Genomic DNA, 17,768 nt, shown 5'->3' on the forward strand with positions numbered 1-17,768 from the left:
CCGGTGAACCGATTGAGGTTCTGCCGGCGCGAACCCATGCGAACCCTCTAGTCGCCCCGTCGCCGTTCAAACGACTGGATAAACAAAGCGTTATCCGAGGCGCTTCCAACGCTGACGCGCATGCAGGTTTCATAACCCTGCTCGCGCCAAGGCTTCACAATCACCCCATCTTCCAGCATCCGGCCAGCGAGCCTGGCCGCGTCCTCGCCGCAATCGAAGAACAGGAAGTTCGCCCGCGAACGCGCAGGCTTCACACCCAGGCCAACTAATGCAGCGCGCATCCATTCGCGACCGGAGCGAGCATCCGCCACGCTCGCTGCAACATGCTCCTGATCGCCGAACGCCACAGCCGCAGCCTGCTGCGCAATCTGATTGATATTGAATGGCGTACGCACGCGATTCATCAGCCCCGCGAGTTCAGGCGCCGACGCCACGCCGTAGCCCACCCGTAACGCGGCCAATCCGTAAGCCTTCGAAAAAGTGCGCAGCAACAGCCACGGCAAACCTGATTCACGCAGAACAGCGAGACTGTCCGGGTAACCGTCTTCGTCGGCTGCGTATTCGAAATAGGCCTCGTCCCACAACACCAGCGTGCCCGGCGAAACCGCACTCAACAGGCGGCGCATTTCAGCGGTATCCATCGCGCAACCCACTGGATTACTAGGATTACTGATAATCAACATGCGCGTACGCGGCGAAATTGCGTCGATCAACGCGTCCACATCGAATTCGAAGTCGGAGCGCATCGGCACGGTCGTAACCTTCGCGCCAACACTTTGCGGATAGATGATGTGCAAGCCAAACGACGGGATTCCCGTGACCACTTCATCGCCGGCGCCAAGGAACGTATGGGCGGCAATCGCCAGCAAGTCCTCGGAACCGTTGCCGAACAGCAACTGCTCCGGATCGACGGCAAGCCTCTCAGCAATCAGCGCACGCAACGCGCTGCATGAAGGATCGGGATAAAGAGCAAGCGTGCCGGCCGTCGTGAATTGGGCAAGATGCGCAAGCACGGCCGCGCTCGCCCCGCGCGGATTTTCATTGCTGCCGAGCTTGGCGACATGCGAGACGCCATAATGCGCCCGCACGAATTCCCCCGATAACCCCGCGTTGTAAGCAGGCAGGCCGCGCACTTCAGCACGCAGGCTTTCTATAAAAGCAGTCACGCTCATGGAGTTCCTTGTTCGTTTCGAGCGTCTCGATCGCCCACGGCAGGCAGCACCTTGCCGGGATTGAGGATGCCGTGCGGATCGAGGGCATGCTTGATCGCCTGCATGCAGGCAAGTTCGGCGGGGCTGCGCGAATAGCCAAGAAAAGGCCGTTTAAGCACACCGATCCCGTGTTCCGCAGAGATCGACCCGCCGTAGTCGCGCACCATGCCGTACAGCGCGAGGTCGACCTCTTCCACCGTCACGCCGGGGACTGATCGCGCATCGATCGTGACATGCAGGTTCGAGTCGCCTATGTGGCCGAAATACAAACCGTAATGCGTCGGCCAGCGTGCAGCGAAGTCCTTGCGGCAGGCATCGACGAAATGACCGATCTCGCCTATCGGCAAGCTCACATCGAAATTGATCGGCTCGATCTTCACCGGCAACTCGGCCGTCGCCTCGCGAATCGCCCACAGCGCTTGAGTTTCCGCTTGTGACTGCGCGACAACCGCGTCCAGCACCACGCCCGCTTCAAGCCGCGTGTTGAGCGCCGCGGCGAACCGCTCGCCATGATCGTCGGAGAACCCGGCTTGTTCGATCAACGCATAGAGCGGATACGCCTGACCGAGCGGCGATTGCCGGGAGCGTGTCAGCCCTACACCGAAATCGTAGAACTCCGGCCACATGATTTCGAACGCGCCGATTTCATCGCCGAACGTGGCCTGCAGTGAGCGCAGCAGCGCGACCGCATCGTCGTAATCTTTCAAAGCGCACAGCGCAGTGTTGCGCGCGGCGCGGCGTGGTTTCAAACGCAATACCGCCCGCGTGATAACCCCAAGCGTTCCCTCCGAACCGATGAACAAGTTGCGCAGGTCGTAGCCCGTATTGTTCTTGACCATCTTGTTCAATGAACTGAGCACGCTGCCATCAGCGAGCACCGCTTCGAGTCCGAGCACCTGGTCCCGCGCCGTGCCCGACTGCAGCACGCGCACGCCGCCTGCGTTGGTCGCGAGGTTGCCGCCGATCTGACACGAGCCGCGCGCACCAAGATCCAATGCAAATTCAAAACCCGCTTCCTGCGCGGCGTCCTGCACGGTTTGCAATGTGGTGCCAGCGAGTACCGTCATGGTCGCAGCCGCACGATCGAGCTCTTCGATACCAACCAGCCGTTCGAGCGACAGGCAGATATCCCCGCCGCAAGGAATGGCGCCGCCCGCCAGCCCGGTCATGCCGCCCTGCGGGACAACACTTTGGCGCGCTTCGTTGCAAAGGCGCAGCACAGTGGCCACTTCGGCGGTCGAACGCGGCAGCACTACCGCCACCGGCGGCACCGGCGAGCGACCACTCCAGTCGCCCAGATAGCGCGGTTCAATGGCATCGCCAAATCGCACGGACTCCGTGCCGAGCGCATCAATCAGCGTCTCTACTATGTGCTTCATCGTCTGCTCAGCCATTCGCGCGCTTCTTTCGATAACCCATGGAATCGTTGATCCGCCCCAGGATGTAGTCACCCGCAGCCACCGGTTCGTACAACGGCTGCACGCCCTCAAGACCCAGATCGCGCGGGTCCACGCTTGCGCCATAGGTTGGATCGTAGAAGGTCGCGATCGAATATCGCTCCTGCCCGGATGCATTGATGACGCGATGCAACGTCGACCGAAAACGATCGTTCGACCAGCGCGCAAGCAAGTCACCCACGTTCACCACCAGCGTCCCCGGAATGGGCGGCGCGTCGATCCAGCTATCGGTTGCAAGCTCCTTCACCTGCAAACCGCCCACGTTGTCCTGCCACAGCAGCGTGATGCAGCCGTAGTCCGTGTGCGGCGCGACGCCGAACTGATCCGCGTCGGACTTGGGCGCTTGCGGCGGGTAATAGACCATCTGCGTGCGCTGCATGCGCTTCGTGTATTTGCTCACGAAAAACATTTCATCGATGTCCAGGCTCACCGCCACCGCACGCAACAAATCCGCGCCGCATGCGCCAATCGCTTCGTAGTACCCATAAAGCGCCGGTTGCAGCGAAGGCATGAAGTCAGGCCAGTTGTTCGGGCCACGCAGCGCTTCGCCTGCCAGCACGCTCGGATCGTCTTCCGGCAACTCCAGGCCAATGCTGAAAAATTCCTTGTAGTCAGGTTTGGTGGCCTGATACATGACGGCGTCGCCTAGCGCATTAAAGCCGCGATGCCGATGATTCACCGCGGCCCGCCGCTTCACATCTGCCGGATAAGCAAAGAATTCGCGCGCCGCTTTCACCGCGCCTTCGAGTACATCGGTTGGCACGCCGTGATTGCTGATGTAGAAAAAACCGATGCTCGTGCACGCGTCGCGGATCGCCGCGGCGGCCTCGCGCAAGCCAGCGGGATCCAGCGCACGAACGGCCGCCAGATCGACGACGGGGATGTGAGAAGTCGAGGTCATCCAGGTGCTCCGAAGTTTTATCGCCGTCTATACCGTGCGGGCCGAATGAGCCTCTGCACGTTTGCGGCGGACAACATGCCGAACCGGCGCTAAGCGCGCGGCCAATCCAAAAACCGTTTCACTGCGCGGCGCCATGCCATCTCTGCAGGCGACCGGTCACGACCGGCATCGCTCTGCCTGGACCTGGCCGCAAGCGTCTGCGGATAAGCCATCAGCGCCCGTCAGAATCCACATCAAGTGTCTGTATATACCGCCAATTAGCGAAGTGCAACCCGGCGTTTGCGCGATGTTCGTAAGCCTCGACATGGTGCGGTCAAAAGTATTTTTGACACGCTTGGCAATGCAAATTGACGGTATATACTGAATCGCACCACAAGCAGGTCGGCGCACCGGTTCGCACCTTTGCCCCAAGCCGGGTGTTCTTGGGTGTTCTTTTAACTAAGGGAGTCCAACAATGAATTTTGTCTCGAAGTGGAAGGGTCGTCTGCTCGTGGCCGCGCTGGTCGCGACGGCGGTTTCGGCGCATGCGGAAGACCAGTTGGCGAAGGTCAAGAAGGCCGGTGAACTGGTGGTCGGAACCGAGATGCAGTTCGCACCGTTCGACTTCCTGGAAAACGGACAGCAACAAGGTTTCAACAAGGATTTCTTCGCCGAGCTCTCGAAGGACCTCGGCGTGAAGGTGCGCTCCATCGACTTGCCGTGGCCGAGCGTGTTGCCGGGACTCGAAGCCGGCAAGTTCGATATTGTCAGCGGTCCGGTGACCATCACGAAGGCGCGCATGGAACGTTATGAGTTCACCCTGCCAATTGCCGACGGCACGGTTGCTCTCCTCAAGCGCGCGAACGACACCAGCATCAAGACGAACGCGGACGTCGCCGGCAAGACTGTCGGCGGCGGCAAGGCCACCGCCCAACTCGACCAGTTGAAGCAGTACGTCGCCACGCTGCCGGGCAAGACCAGCGTGCGTGAGTACATCGACAATAACCAGGCCTATGCGGATCTTGCCGCCGGCCGGATTGTCGCCGTGGGCAATTCGCTGCCGAATATCGCGTATGTAGCGCGCCAGCGTCCGGACACGTTCGCGGTCGTTCAGCCACCGTTCGGCACGAAGGTGTATTTCGCTTTCCTCGGCCGCAAGGACGCGGACAGCAAGCCGCTTCTCGATGCGATCAATCAGTCGATCGTCAAGATGCACGGCGATGGCCGTCTCGCTGCGCTGCAGAAGAAGTGGTTCGGTGTCGCCATGGACACGCCCACCACCATGCCGGTGCCCAACTATTGAACGGTTGGATCAGCGAACCATTGATGCCCTGCAAGGCGCTTTGGCTTTAGCGCCTTGCTTCTTGTCTTGATCCTTGCCGGACAGCTCATGTTCAGCCTTCACGCGTTGCTCGATGCTCTTCCCTATCTGATCAAGGCCGCGCAAGCCACGGTCCTGATTTCGCTCGTGGGGTTGGTTGTCGGCTTCATTATTGCCATCGCCGTGTGCAGCGCCCGGCTTTCGAAGAACCTCTTCGTCTCAAAGCTCGGAGGTGCTTATGTCGGCTTCTTTCGCGGCGTGCCGCTGCTCGTGCAGCTTCTTCTGACCTACTATTTCCTGCCCTTCCTCGGCATCAACGTGCCCCCGCTCGTGGCCGCGGCCGCTGCCGTTTCCTTGTGCGAAGCCGCTTATCTCGCGGAGATCCTGCGGGGTGGTTTTATCGGCATTCCGCATGGGCAGCTTGAAGCCGCGCAGTTGCTTGGTTTATCGCGGTTGCATGCCGTCGTGCGGATAGAGGTGCCCCAGGCGCTACGCACGACCATGCCCTCGCTCGTCAACGAGATGGTGATGCTGGTGAAGGCGTCGTCGCTGATCTCGGTCGTCGGTGTCGCCGATATCACGCGCACCGCGCAGAACATTGCCGCGAGCACGTATCGCCCGCTGGAGGCATATGTTGCCGCCGGTCTGGTGTACCTGGTGATCAACGGGGCGTTGTCGCTGGCCGGGCATCGCGCCGAACGCCGCATGGAGCGCGCATAAGCCATGGCCATTCAATTCGACCCCACGGTTCTGACCGACTCCCTGCCCGCCCTCACCGAAGGGTTTGCGACAACTATCGGCGTGTGGATCGGCGGCGTGATGATCGGCATGGCGATCGGTTTCGCCGTCGCGTTGCTGCAGATCTTCTGCGGCAAATGGATACGCGGGTTCTTGCGTGCGTACATAGAAGTGTTCCGGGGAACGCCGTTTCTCGTGCAGCTTTTCGTGCTGTATTACGGTGGGCCTTCACTCGGGCTTTCGCTTGAACCGCTGACAGCCGGCATCGTCGGACTGGGGCTCTATGGCAGCGCGTATTTCGCGGAAGCGTTCCGTTCCGGCTTTACGTCGGTGCCGCGAGGTCATATAGAAGCCGCCGAGTGCCTCGGCTTCACGCGGCTGCAGGTCATCATGCGCGTACAGTTGCCGCAGATGCTGGTCATCATCGTGCCGGCGCTGACCAACCTGATCATTGTGCTGAGCAAGGAAACCGCAGTGCTGTCGGTCGTCACCGTGCCGGAGCTGACGTTCGTGCTGACCGGTATTGGCTCGGAGCGGTTTGCGTTCGTCGAAACCTTGCTCGCGTTGTGCGTGTGTTATCTCGTGCTCGTCGAAGTGGCGTCGCGAGCCGGACAGTGGGTCGAAATCCGCGTAGGCCGCTTCCTCACGCGTTGACTCATGCGTTGACTCATGCGTTGACCGCGCGTTGGCTCCCCTCAAACTGAGCGCTGAATCATGAAGAAACCGAATTCTGGCAACACGCTGACGCCCGCCGAATATCTTGTCGATGCACGGCATGTCGGCAAGCATTTCGGCGCGCTGAAAGTGCTGGACGATGTCTCGCTCGCCGTGCGCAAGTCGGAGGTGACCTGCATCATCGGACCATCGGGTTCGGGGAAAAGCACCCTGCTGCGTTCGCTTGCATTCCTCGAGGAATACAGCGAGGGCGAGATCTATATCGAAGGCGAATTGATCGGCTACGTCACCGACCGCAACGGCCGGCGCGTGCGCGCGCCGCAGGCGGAGATCAATCGCGTGCGGCGCAACGTGGGCATGGTGTTCCAGCAGTTCAACCTGTGGCCTCATATGACGGCCGTTGAAAACGTGGCCGAGGCGCTGGTGCGCGTGCGCAAGCTCTCCAAGGCCGAGGCTCGCAAGCGGGCGCTGGCCATGCTCGACAAGGTCGGTCTCGCCGAGCGCGCGGACAATCATCCGGCGCGGCTCTCCGGCGGGCAGCAGCAACGTGTGGCCATTGCGCGGGCGCTGGCGATGGAACCGCACATCATGCTGTTCGACGAACCTACCTCCGCGCTCGATCCCGAGCTGGTCGGCGAAGTGCTGCAAGTGATGAAGAACCTCGCGAACGACGGCATGACGATGGTGATCGTCACGCATGAAATGGGCTTCGCCGCGCAGGTCGCGGATACGGTCGTCTTCATCGATCATGGCAAAATCGAGGCGCAAGGATCTCCCGAGGACGTGTTTCACAACGCACAGCAGCCGAGGCTCAAACAGTTTCTCCAGAACTATCTCGACCGGAACGCTTTCTGGGCGCGACGGGAACCGGAGGAACCATCGGCGAGTGCGGTTCACGTGAGTACTGAATCGGCAGGATATCAAGCAACATAAGCGGAACATGAGCGAGACATGAATACAACCAGCCTTTCGAACCCGGCATCCGCCACCGCGCCGCTCGCGCGCTACGAGCGTGTGAAGGAACATATCCGCACGCGCATCCTCTCCGGCGAGTGGCGACCCGGCGACCGGATTCCATCGGAGATGACTCTGGTGGGCGAGCTGGGCGTATCGCGCATGACGATCAATCGCGCGCTGCGCGAGCTCACCGAGCAAGGCGTGCTGACGCGCTTCTCAGGCGTGGGGACGTTTATCGCGGAAGAAAAACCGCAGTCCACCTTGCTCATGATCGCGCACATAGGCGATGAAATTCGCGCGCGCGGACACGAGTACGGTTATGCGATCGTGCATGCTGCGCGTGAGGCTGCGGCCAGTGATGTATCGGCAGCACTCGGACTCGCGCCGGGCGCGTCGGTATTTCATGTGGTGTGCGTGCATCGCGAGAATGGCGTGCCGGTGCAGCTCGAAGATCGTTACGTGAACCCCGATGTCGCGCCGCTTTTCCTCGAGCAGGATTTCGCGACGGTGCGGCCCTCGGAGTATCTGTTCAATACCGTGCCGGCGCACGAGGTCGAGCACGTCGTCGACGCCGTGCTGCCCTCGCGTGCGGATGCGAAACTCCTTGAGATCGGCCCGGACCAGCCGTGTCTGACGCTCGTGCGACGGACGTGGGCGAATAACGTAGCGGTGACGTTCGCGCGCTTCGTGCATCCGGGGACGCGGTATCGGCTGGGATGCAGGTTCAGCGCTGACAACATGCAGCGGCAGAGTTGATTGCCGCTGCGACCGCACGTGCTTGAGCGTAAGTTTGAGTTTAAGCCACCCCTTCCGAGGCGAAATGCAGCGGGCAGAATGCGGCAATCATTCCGCTTGTCACCTGCTTCGCCACTGACACGATGTCCGGTGCGAAGTAATGATCGAGCGCGTAATGTTCGACGTCCGCGCGAATCGATTGCATGACCGGTTGCAGACGCGGACTCGTCTGATGCGGCGCGCGCAGGTCGACGCCTTGTGCGGCCGCGAGCAATTCGATGGCGAGAATATGCGCCACGTTCTCCGCAATATAACCAAGCTTGCGGGCCGCGAACGTCGCCATGGAGACGTGATCTTCCTGATTCGCCGATGTCGGCAACGAGTCGACGGACGCCGGATGCGCGTAGGTCTTGTTCTCCGACGCGAGCGCGGCAGCCGTCACATGCGCGATCATGAAGCCCGAATTCACGCCGCCATCGCGAACGAGAAACGGTGGCAAACCCGAGAGCGTTGCATCGATCAGCAATGCGATCCGGCGCTCTGCCAACGCGCCAATTTCGGCGGCAGCGATGGCGAGGTTATCGGCGGCGAAAGCAACGGGCTCCGCGTGAAAGTTGCCGCCTGAGAGCACTTCACCCGTGTCCGGGAAGATCAGCGGGTTGTCCGATACAGCATTCGCTTCGATCAACAGGACATCGGCTGCGTGACGCATCTGGTCGAGGCACGCGCCCATGACTTGCGGCTGGCAACGCAGGCTGTACGGGTCCTGCACCTTGTCGCAACCTGCGTGCGAGATGTTGATAGCGGAACCTTCCAGCAACGTGCGATAGGCAGCCGCCGCATCGATCTGTCCGGCGTGTCCACGCAGCGCGTGGATGCGGGCGTCGAAGGGCTTGACTGAACCTTCGGCGGCATCGACCGACAGCGCGCCCGACACCAGTCCCGTGCGGTACAAGTCTTCGATCGCGAACATGTTGTACAGAGCGAGCGCCGTTGAAGCCTGCGTGCCATTGAGCAGCGCGAGACCTTCCTTGGCCTGCAACGTCAGCGGTGCGAGGCCGGCGGCTTTCAGTCCATCGACGGCAGGAACCTGCTTGCCTTCGATAAACACCTCGCCAATGCCCAGCAACACGCCCGACATATGCGCGAGCGGCGCGAGGTCGCCCGATGCGCCCACAGAACCTTTCACGGGAATGACCGGCAGGATATCCGCGTTGAATAACGTGATCATGGCGTCCATGACAACGCGCCTGATCCCCGAGTGGCCGCGCCCGAGGCTCGACAGTTTCAACGCCATCAGCAGGCGAACGACGGGCGGCGACATCGGCTCACCTACGCCTACCGCGTGAGACAACACGAGGTTGCGCTGCAGGAGCTCAAGCTGATCGGCGGGAATGTGCGTGTTCGCCAGCCGCCCGAAACCCGTGTTAATGCCGTAGGCCGGCAGACCCTTCGCAGCGATGTCTTCCACCGCTTTCGCACAGGCATCGATAGCTGCGTGGCTTGCAGGATCCAGCGTCAGATGGACGCGTTCCCGCGCGATGCGGCGCAGTTGGGGCAGTGTGAGATTGCCAGGAGTGAGCTTGATCATCGATTCGTCCTTTTAGCTTTGGCCTTCGTCTTGTCTATACAAGAGAATAGCCTCGAGTCTAGGACAACAAAATCGGTATATACAAGAGGTTTTTTAGGGTCCGGATGAGGAACGATGGTTTTAGATGGCAGGCGCCGCGTTCTGAAAAACAAGCGGAAGTATTGGGATAATCGGGCTTACAGGTCGGCTATATTGTGGTTAACCCTGAAATTTCAGGGCTACGAATGGGAGCTGAAGCCTAAAGAAGCCACCGCTTTATCCTGTCTATACCACAGCATCACCTAAAGCCCGTACCCCTGCGCGCGATCCGCTGACCGGACATGAATGAGCAGCCACGCAACGTGCCCGCACGACGAGGGCTCGCCAGTGGCTGTTGTTGCATTGCCGTCAGATACCCGCTTTATGCGCGGTGAAGATCAATCGCAGGCCTAGCGCGGTAATGGCGCCAGCCGCAATACGATCGATCCATTTCTTCGCGCGCAGGTAGACCTCGCGCGGACGGCGGCTGGAGAAACACAAGGCGACAACGGTGTACCACCCGGCTTCGATCGCGAAGATCATCGGGGGCAGGATGAGGTAACACCAAAGCGGCGGATGTTGCGGCAACAGGGCGGCAAAGATACTGCCGTACCAGATGGCAGTCTTCGGGTTGCTGAGTTGCGTCGTGAGGCCAATCCAGAATGATTTGCGCGGATTAACGTTAAGCGCAACGCTCCCGTCTTCCACGACCAGCGGACTGGACGCTCCGCGCCAGATCTTCGACGCGATATAGATCAGGTAAAGCCCCCCGGCGACCTTCAAGCCGACATACAGCCACTCAACCGCCGACAGCAGCGTATAGAGCCCGGCAAGCGCGATGCCGCTGAAGAAAACGCCGCCCACGCCCATGCCGAGTGCGGTTGCCAATCCGTCCGTGCGCGAAAGACCAATCGCGTTGCGTGCAACCAGCACGAAGCTCGGACCGGGGCTCATTGCCCCCATTAATAGCGCGGCAAGTATGGCGGCAACGGCGGCTAAGGCGGTCATTGGCGTTCTCCTGGAAGTAGGGTTACAAGATGCACTTTCCAGAAAAATAACACGGGCGGCCCGGCGCCATATTTCTAAATGAAGCGGATTGTTAAGTGCCGGTCATGACTTGCGTGCGCAACTCTTTAGACCGGGCGCCACGCGCATGCGGGGTTCGCCAAGACTAAGCCACGGTGCCAAAACGCTCCCGTCATTCGTTCATTACCCCGGTCTTCTCGCCGCGATGCCATACATCAGCGGCAACCGCACCATGTCTTGCGGAGGCACCATGCGCCGCCCGCCACTGTCGCGCATGCCGTCAAAGCCCTTCCACCCGTTTGCGTACGGATACTCGCGAAGTTGCTCGATGACCAGCCCACTTTTGGCCAACGCCGAAACAACGTCTCCGACTCCCCAAAAGAACTCGACGCTCGGATGCGGGTTCACGAAGCTCTCGAAGCCCACCTCGTAGCCGTCAGGCGCCAGTCCTTCGCCGGACAGCGCGACGTAGTCGTTGACGCCGTCGCTAACGATGGGTGTCTGGTCGAAGTAGTCGTAGCGCATTGTCCATTGCTCATCGAAGATCATGGCGAAGGGATGGAATTCGACGAGGACGAAACGTCCGCCGGGCTTCAGGGAGTGCGCCACGCCTTGCGCCCATGCGTCGATATCGGAGAGCCAGCCAAGTGTTCCATAGGAAGCAAACACGCGGTCAAACCGGCCCGGCATGCTGGCCTGTTCGGCGAAATAGGTCAGCAAGTCGGCGCGGTGGAATGTCGCCGGGATGTTTGTTTGCGCGGACAGGTTTCGCGCGAAGCGAATGGCTTCGTCCGAGATATCGACACCGGTCACGTTGGCGCCCAAACGTGCAAGACTCAAGGTGTCCTGCCCCGAATTGCATTGCAGATGAAGCAGGTCCAGACCATCTACACCGCCAAGCAACTCGATTTCCTCAGGGAACAGCGTTGAACCGCCGTTGCGGAAAAATGCAACCTGATCGCCCTTGTGACTGTTATGCGCGACCGTGGCGGCGTCCCAGGAAAGACGGTTTTTCTCGTGAAATTCGTTTGCCATTTTTTGTTGTCGTTCGTTCTCGTATTCGTGGGAGACAAGGATTGTTGCTGGATTGTCCTCGTGCCTGCGCATTGCCGAGTACAGGACATACCACACTCAGGCGCGCTGACCCCACGGAGCGTTTTATTCTCGGCGGAGTATCTGTCTCAGATGAAGTATTTTCGGCGGTCTGCGAGCAACTGAATCAGATCATCACAATCTGCGCCTGACGAACAGCAATCATCGATCAACCGGATCAGCGTCACCGTACGAAGCTGGCTCCTTCACGACTACCAAGGCGTCGACTTCGCCAGATGCGTCCGGTACCGGCTCAATAACACCGCTCTCGCCCCTGGATACCGCTCGCCGGTTTCATCGGCGGACGTGATCCTGTCAGTGCGAAAACTACGGAAATCCTGGCGCTTTTCGCACCACGCGCCAAGAATTCGGACGTTGTCGAGAAAGCCCAGCACGACCGGCCAGACCACACGCTCCGACGGCTCGCCTTGCCCGTCGAAATAAGCAATCCGCAGTTTGCACTGGCCACGAATAGCCGCGCGCAGGCTCGTGAGCGGCACGGCATTGACGGGGAAGTCTTGCACAGGAGGACCGGAATGGACCGTCGGGGCACGCATGGCATCCTTGCCCGACGCGTTCAATACCGCATCGATCTTCGCTAGCGCCTGAGCGGCGGCCTTACGCAAAACGTCATCGCCACGCTGGTCCACATAGCGCAGACCCAGCACCACGGCATCGATCTCGTCCTCGCTCAACATCAGCGGCGGCAGGAACAAACCCGGCCTGAGCACATACCCTATGCCCGCTTCGCCGTGGATCGGTGCGCCTTGTTCAATCAGCGTCGCGATGTCGCGATACAGCGTGCGCTCGGACACGGCCAGGTCCGACGCGAGTTCGGACGCAGTCACCGGCACACGGTTCGCGCGCAGCCTCTCCAGCAAGGTCAATAAACGAGCGGTTCGGGACACCCTGGCTCCTGGCAAAATTCGACAGGAGCTAAACGTACCATGAACTTCACCCTTTCCTTCGATGGCTGACTGCCGGATTAATGCACCGGCGCTGCGTTCATCGTCACCTGCTTGACCGCGCTGGATTGCAGGTTCCACTTGGCGACGATCGCCGCATAGGTCCCGTTCGCGATCAGTTTATTCAACGCCCCGAGCACCGCATCGCGCAACTTCGGATTCGACTTCGCGAACGCAATGGCTTCGGGCGACGTCGCGAACGGCACGCCAATAGGCTTGTAGGTATTCGGTTCGAGCTTCATTGCATACGGCAGCGTCTCGCTGCCTTGCACGCCCGCCATAATCCGCCCTTGCTTTAACTGCATGCGTGCAGCGGAGGTATCTTCGGTCCCGGACACCGTAATGGCGGGCTTGCCGGCCGCCTCGCAATTTTGTGCACTCCATGCCGCCGTGTCGGCCGGGAAGGACGTACTGCGGCTCGTGCCAACCGACTTGCCGCAGAGATCCGCCGCTTGCCTGATCTCGTTCGCACGCGACGCGATGATATAAAACTGCGCGCCCGAATTCAGGTAGTCGAGAAAATCGGCAGTGTCACGGCGGCCCGGGACATCGCTCATCCCGCTCAGGATCATATCGACACGGCCCGTTGCCAGCGACGGCAACAACTGCTCGAACGCCGACTCCTGCCAGTCCAGTTTCACGCCCAGTTCCTTGGCGATCGCGTTGCCCAGATCGATATCGAAGCCGACCAGGTCGCCGCTTTCCGGGTCCTTGTATTCCATCGGCGGATAGATGGAATTTACCGCGACCTTGATCACTTTCGATTTGGCGATGGCATCGGGCAAGGCCTGCGCATGCGCGCCGCTCGCGAAGAGAAACGTCGACAGGCAGAGCGCCATCAGGCTGGAAACGGCACGGATCGGGTTGAGCTTATTCATGGAAGACGCACCTTTATAACGGTCTTGTTGAAGGTCAGGGTCGGGGGGGCGGGGGGGTGGGGGGGCGGGTTATCGTGTTGTCGATTAACGCACTACGGGTCTTGTGTCAGCGTCGCCTTGCAGCCATTGCGTCAGGGTTCGCACATCGGCGAGACTGTCCAGATCGAGTACGGCGAATTCAAGCGCGTTCACTGACGCTTGCGGGATCGTCATGGCGGCCAGCGTGCGGTATTTATCGGCGAGATCTGCATCGGAAACCGGATTGCGCGGGTCGCCAAGCGGCACGTTGACCTGCTGCGAACGCGGTTCGGCATCGGTCAATGCGAGCGTGATGACCGGCTCGTCGAGGTCGGACATCGACGGATCGATCTCGAGCGTGACGCGTTGCATTGCGGCCGCGATGCGCGGGTCGTGACGCTGCGCGTCGAGATAGGCACTGATTCCTGCATGGCCGTTCACCAGCACGGTGGCAATCGCGTAAGGCAGACTCATTTGAGCGGAAGCAAGCGTGCCCAAGTCACGGCCGCCGCACATCTGGTTCACGAAGGCGCTGAGCCTGACGTGCACGCCAACGAGTTTGTCGAGATCCACCGCGCGTCCTTGCAGCAGGTCAAGCGTGGCATCCACGGCCGCGTGGGTGCTGCGGCATGCCGCGTGCGGCTTGATCGAGCAACGCATGAGTTTCCACACAACACCCAGGTCCGCCAGCAACGCATCCGGCGTTTGCGTGTCTCGTGCAAACGCGTTGAAGAAACCGCCCCACACGTCCTCGAACACCTGCGTCGGGCCACTCACGCCCTGCTGCGCGAGCAACGCGGCGAGCAAGCCGCCTTCAGCTGCGCGACCCGTATGCATCCGTTTGGTCTGCGATGCATCGTGGATAAAACCCCATAACCCACCGCTGAAACTTGCCGCGTGGCCGAACGCTGCCGCGGTCTGCGCGGCATCGAGACCGAGCAGGCGCGCGCTGGCGGCGGCCGCGCCGAACACACCGCATGTCATGGTCGAATGCCAGCCGTAGTTGTTATGAGGCGAATAACCGCCGCACGCTTCCAGCACGCGACGGCCGACGTCGTAGCCGAGCACGACCGCCATCAGGAACTCGCGGCCCGATACGGGCCGCTGCGTGCACGCAAGAGCCGCGAATGCAGCGGGCAGCACCACCGCGCCGGAATGATCGCAGCCGCCGGCGTCATCGAGTTCAAGCGCGTGCGCCGCCACGCCGTTGACGAAGGCCGCATCGCGGGCGTTGAACACCTGTGACGTGCCCCATGCGGTTACGTCACCGTTACTGCCCATGGACATCACCGCGCGGGCGCTGCGAGCCTCTACACCTGTCGCACCGCCCAACGAAGCACCGAGGGTATCGAGGATATGGCGCTTCGCCTTGTGCGCGACAGGTGCGGGAAGCGAGTCGGCGGGGGTCTCGGCAACGAACGTCGCCAGGCGCTGAGATAAGGACGACGATAAAGATAAAGCGTTCACACTTCCTCCCGCCGATGCCGCGCATACACTTCGACCGGATGCCCGGGCTCGTTGGCTTCCACGTTCTGCTGCCACCATGCAGCCATTTCCGAGCCTGTAGCGAACCACACGTCGTTACGTGAGCGGATATCGGCGAGCAGTTCGCGCAGCACGTCGATGCGCCCCGCCGTGCCGATAATCTCCGGATGCAGCCTCAGCACGAAGCACAATCCGAATCGATGAAACGCCGCGAAGTCATGCTTCCAGTTCCGCAGCACTTCGCGATAGGAAGGAATGCGCGGCTGCCCGACCGGGACCGCCGGCGAAAGGTTATAAGCGAAGTACGGCTCGTCTTCCAGCTCGTAGTGCAGCGGCAATTCGACCAGACGAGGCGCTGCGAGCGGCGCATCCGTATCCGTATCCGGCAGGTGAAAGTACGGCAGGTCGTCGCCGCGCCATGATGACGACCACGTCACGCCTTCATCGCGCAGGAAGTCCGCGAAGCCCGGCGCCCAATTGCCGGTGAACGAACGGAACCCTTGCGTACGCCGTCCGAGCACTTGAGCGAGCGCATCTTGTCCCTTGCTGAACGCGTCTTTTTGCGCGTCGAGCGTGAGCGTATCGAAGTCCTCGCAGACGTACCCGCTGTTGGCTATCTCATGCCTTTGCGTACTGACGCGCTTCACCAGATCCGCGTGCGTTTCAGCCACGCGACCGGGCACGAACCAGCTTGAACGCACCTCGTATTCCTCGAGCGCATCGAGCACGCGATCCACCCCGCGCTTCGCCCCATAGCGCCACACCGATAGAGATTTCTCGCGCCCCGCGATCCGGGGCTCTTGCGTAAGGATGCCGTGTTCGTCGTTGAAGTCGACTGTGACAACGACCGCGCATCGCGCGTTCTGCGGCCAGCGTAAAGAGTTCATTTGCGAGCTTCCTGCGGGGTCGGTGAGACATTGTTGTCACGCCACCATTGCGCGACGTCGCGACACGTAGCGAACCACACGCCGCCCTGCGCATGCATGTGATCGATCAGGCTTTCCAGCAACGCGATCCTGCCTGGCTTGCCCGACACCTTCGGATGAAACAGCGTCGTCAGGCAAAGACCGTCGCGATGTGAACCATCGAACTCGCGCCGCCAGTTATCGAGCGTCGTGTCGTAGCTCGCAATGCGATCCAGGCTCGCCGGAAAATTCGGATTGCGGTGATACGCGAGCGACGCGTAATCGTCCATTTCCCAGCGGCCGGGGATCTCGACCATGGGTTCGACGATGCCCGGTGCATGCAGCAGATACGGACGATCGTCGCCACGCATGGAACTCGAATAACGCACGCCTGCTTCCATCAATACGCGAATCGTGTCCGGTCCCCAGTCGCCCGACGGCGTGCGAAAGCCGACCGGGCGCATGCCGAGGTACTCGTCGAATACTCGCGCCGAGCGCTCCATCACCGCGCGCTGGCCGTCGGCATCGAGCGTCCAGAAGGCTTCATGTTTATAGCCGTGGTAGCCGATTTCATGACCGCGCGCCACGATCGCGGCGCACTGCTCCGGCCAGTTTTCGATGACCCATGCGGGCACGAAGAACGTCGCTGGCACCTTCTTGTCGCCGAGCATGTCTAGCAAGCGTCCCAGCGCGCGCCAGGGGCCATAGCTGCCCAGCGTGAAATATGAAGGGTTGCTCCAGATCGAGCCGTCGAGCATGGCGTCACCGGTCGGGCCGTCGAGGTCGAAAGCCAGCGCGACGCAGGAGCGCTTGCCCTCAGGCCAGCGCGGGGCAGCCTGTTGAATGTCAGTTGCTGGCATCGATCAGCGCCTTTTGAACTGCGTGTTCCTGCAGACCCCACTTCACCGGGATCTTCTGATAGGTACTATCGGCAACGAGCGCGGCAAGCTGGCGAAAGCGAAGGGAAACATTCATGGAAACTCGCTGAAGGTAAAAATCAGACTAGGTTCCAGCCACTCTGGAACCCTATATAAAAAAATCAGGACAGCACGGCGGAAATGAAATCCTGGGTGCGTCGATGCTGGGGATTCAACAGCACCTGATCCGGCGTGCCGCTCTCCACCACCTGCCCCTGATCCATGAACACAATGCGATTGGCCACTTCACGCGCGAAGCCGAGTTCATGCGTGACCACGATCATCGTCATGCCGCTCTTCGCGAGGTCGCGCATCACGGCAAGCACTTCGCCGACGAGTTCCGGGTCGAGCGCGGAGGTGGGTTCATCGAAGAGCATGAGTTGCGGATGCATGGCGAGCGCTCGTGCTATGGCCACGCGCTGCTGCTGCCCGCCCGATAGTTCCACCGGGAACGCATCGCACTTGTGAGCAAGGCCTACTCTTTCCAGCAGCGCACGCGCCTCTTCGATCGCCTCGGAGCGACGCCGCTTGAGCACCTGAACCGGCCCTTCAATTACGTTCTCCAGCACGGTCTTGTGCGGGAACAGGTTGAAGCGCTGGAACACCATGCCCGTCGCCAGCCGCTGACGCGCGACCTGCTTCTCCGACAATGCATGCAGCTTGTTGCCCACGCGCCGGTAACCTACTCGTTCGCCGTTGACCCACAACGCGCCATCGTTGATCTCTTCGAGCTGGTTGATGCAGCGCAGGAACGTGCTCTTGCCCGAACCCGACGGTCCGATCACGCACAGCACTTCGCCCTTTGGAATGTCGAGCGTGATGCCTTGCAGCGCCTTGAAATCGCCGTAGGACTTGCGCACGTCGACGGCGCGAACGATTGCATCGATTGAACTCATGGG

Annotated in this window: 18 protein-coding genes; 5 read left to right on the forward strand and 13 right to left on the reverse strand. The window is 60.9% G+C overall.

What is annotated here, in order from left to right; translation table 11 throughout:
* Nucleotides 1–47 precede the first annotated feature (47 nt).
* Genes ACSOSP_RS32265 through ACSOSP_RS32275 form a run of 3 tightly spaced genes read right to left on the reverse strand, consistent with a single transcriptional unit; the run spans nt 48 to nt 3,569 of the window.
* A complete protein-coding gene (locus ACSOSP_RS32265) occupies nt 48–1,172 on the reverse strand; it encodes an aminotransferase class I/II-fold pyridoxal phosphate-dependent enzyme (RefSeq protein ID WP_455314727.1) in 1,125 nt (374 codons plus the stop codon).
* A complete protein-coding gene (locus ACSOSP_RS32270; protein ID WP_455314728.1) occupies nt 1,169–2,605 on the reverse strand; it encodes an FAD-binding oxidoreductase in 1,437 nt (478 codons plus the stop codon). The genes ACSOSP_RS32265 and ACSOSP_RS32270 overlap by 4 nt, the downstream gene beginning before the upstream one ends.
* Nucleotides 2,598–3,569: an isopenicillin N synthase family dioxygenase gene (locus ACSOSP_RS32275; RefSeq protein WP_455314729.1), complete on the reverse strand. Its 972-nt coding sequence runs from the start codon at nt 3,567–3,569 to the stop codon at nt 2,598–2,600. Before ACSOSP_RS32275 ends, ACSOSP_RS32270 begins: the two co-directional genes overlap by 8 nt.
* 454 nt (nt 3,570–4,023) lie before the next feature.
* Here ACSOSP_RS32275 and ACSOSP_RS32280 point away from each other — a divergent pair, with 454 nt between their 5' ends.
* The 5 genes from ACSOSP_RS32280 to hutC all read left to right on the forward strand — a co-directional run bounded on the left by ACSOSP_RS32280 (nt 4,024) and on the right by hutC (nt 7,995).
* A complete protein-coding gene (locus ACSOSP_RS32280) occupies nt 4,024–4,851 on the forward strand; it encodes a transporter substrate-binding domain-containing protein (RefSeq protein WP_455314730.1) in 828 nt (275 codons plus the stop codon).
* 87 nt (nt 4,852–4,938) lie between these two features.
* Entirely contained in the window at nt 4,939–5,589 is a 651-nt protein-coding gene (locus ACSOSP_RS32285) for an amino acid ABC transporter permease (RefSeq protein WP_455314731.1), read from the forward strand.
* A 3-nt stretch (nt 5,590–5,592) separates the two neighbouring features.
* Nucleotides 5,593–6,261, forward strand: a complete 669-nt coding sequence (locus ACSOSP_RS32290; protein ID WP_455314732.1) for an amino acid ABC transporter permease — start codon at nt 5,593–5,595, stop codon at nt 6,259–6,261.
* 60 nt (nt 6,262–6,321) lie between these two features.
* Nucleotides 6,322–7,215, forward strand: coding sequence for an amino acid ABC transporter ATP-binding protein (locus tag ACSOSP_RS32295; RefSeq protein ID WP_455314733.1), 894 nt, complete (start codon nt 6,322–6,324; stop codon nt 7,213–7,215).
* An 18-nt stretch (nt 7,216–7,233) separates the two neighbouring features.
* Nucleotides 7,234–7,995 (forward strand): histidine utilization repressor, encoded by a 762-nt coding sequence (hutC, locus tag ACSOSP_RS32300; protein ID WP_455314734.1) that lies wholly within the window; start codon nt 7,234–7,236, stop codon nt 7,993–7,995.
* 40 nt (nt 7,996–8,035) lie between these two features.
* Here the strand turns inward: hutC and hutH are convergent, their stop codons facing one another.
* The 10 genes from hutH to ACSOSP_RS32350 all read right to left on the reverse strand — a co-directional run bounded on the left by hutH (nt 8,036) and on the right by ACSOSP_RS32350 (nt 17,765).
* Nucleotides 8,036–9,565 (reverse strand): histidine ammonia-lyase, encoded by a 1,530-nt coding sequence (gene hutH / locus ACSOSP_RS32305; protein WP_455314735.1) that lies wholly within the window; start codon nt 9,563–9,565, stop codon nt 8,036–8,038.
* A gap of 387 nt (nt 9,566–9,952) precedes the next feature.
* Nucleotides 9,953–10,591, reverse strand: coding sequence for a LysE family translocator (locus ACSOSP_RS32310; RefSeq protein ID WP_455314736.1), 639 nt, complete (start codon nt 10,589–10,591; stop codon nt 9,953–9,955).
* Nucleotides 10,592–10,792: 201 nt separating this feature from the next.
* Nucleotides 10,793–11,644 carry a class I SAM-dependent methyltransferase gene (locus tag ACSOSP_RS32315; RefSeq protein WP_455314737.1) on the reverse strand — a complete coding sequence of 284 codons (852 nt, stop codon included), beginning with the start codon at nt 11,642–11,644 and terminating at the stop codon, nt 10,793–10,795.
* Nucleotides 11,645–11,913: 269 nt separating this feature from the next.
* On the reverse strand, nt 11,914–12,609 hold the full coding sequence (locus tag ACSOSP_RS32320; RefSeq protein ID WP_455314738.1) for a helix-turn-helix transcriptional regulator: 696 nt from the start codon (nt 12,607–12,609) through the stop codon (nt 11,914–11,916).
* A 77-nt stretch (nt 12,610–12,686) separates the two neighbouring features.
* A complete protein-coding gene (locus ACSOSP_RS32325) occupies nt 12,687–13,544 on the reverse strand; it encodes an ABC transporter substrate-binding protein (protein ID WP_455314739.1) in 858 nt (285 codons plus the stop codon).
* 84 nt (nt 13,545–13,628) lie between these two features.
* Nucleotides 13,629–15,029 carry an MmgE/PrpD family protein gene (locus tag ACSOSP_RS32330; RefSeq protein WP_455314740.1) on the reverse strand — a complete coding sequence of 467 codons (1,401 nt, stop codon included), beginning with the start codon at nt 15,027–15,029 and terminating at the stop codon, nt 13,629–13,631.
* Entirely contained in the window at nt 15,026–15,934 is a 909-nt protein-coding gene (locus ACSOSP_RS32335; RefSeq protein ID WP_455314741.1) for a polysaccharide deacetylase family protein, read from the reverse strand. The genes ACSOSP_RS32330 and ACSOSP_RS32335 overlap by 4 nt, the downstream gene beginning before the upstream one ends.
* The gene (locus ACSOSP_RS32340; RefSeq protein ID WP_455314742.1) at nt 15,931–16,812 is read right to left on the reverse strand and encodes a polysaccharide deacetylase family protein; all 882 of its coding nucleotides are present in this window, start codon (nt 16,810–16,812) and stop codon (nt 15,931–15,933) included. Before ACSOSP_RS32340 ends, ACSOSP_RS32335 begins: the two co-directional genes overlap by 4 nt.
* Nucleotides 16,799–16,927, reverse strand: a complete 129-nt coding sequence (locus tag ACSOSP_RS32345) for a hypothetical protein (protein WP_455314743.1) — start codon at nt 16,925–16,927, stop codon at nt 16,799–16,801. Before ACSOSP_RS32345 ends, ACSOSP_RS32340 begins: the two co-directional genes overlap by 14 nt.
* Before the next feature lie 64 nt (nt 16,928–16,991).
* Entirely contained in the window at nt 16,992–17,765 is a 774-nt protein-coding gene (locus ACSOSP_RS32350; protein WP_455314744.1) for an amino acid ABC transporter ATP-binding protein, read from the reverse strand.
* Nucleotides 17,766–17,768 lie beyond the last annotated feature (3 nt).

The sequence above is a fragment of the Caballeronia sp. KNU42 genome (assembly GCF_053760385.1).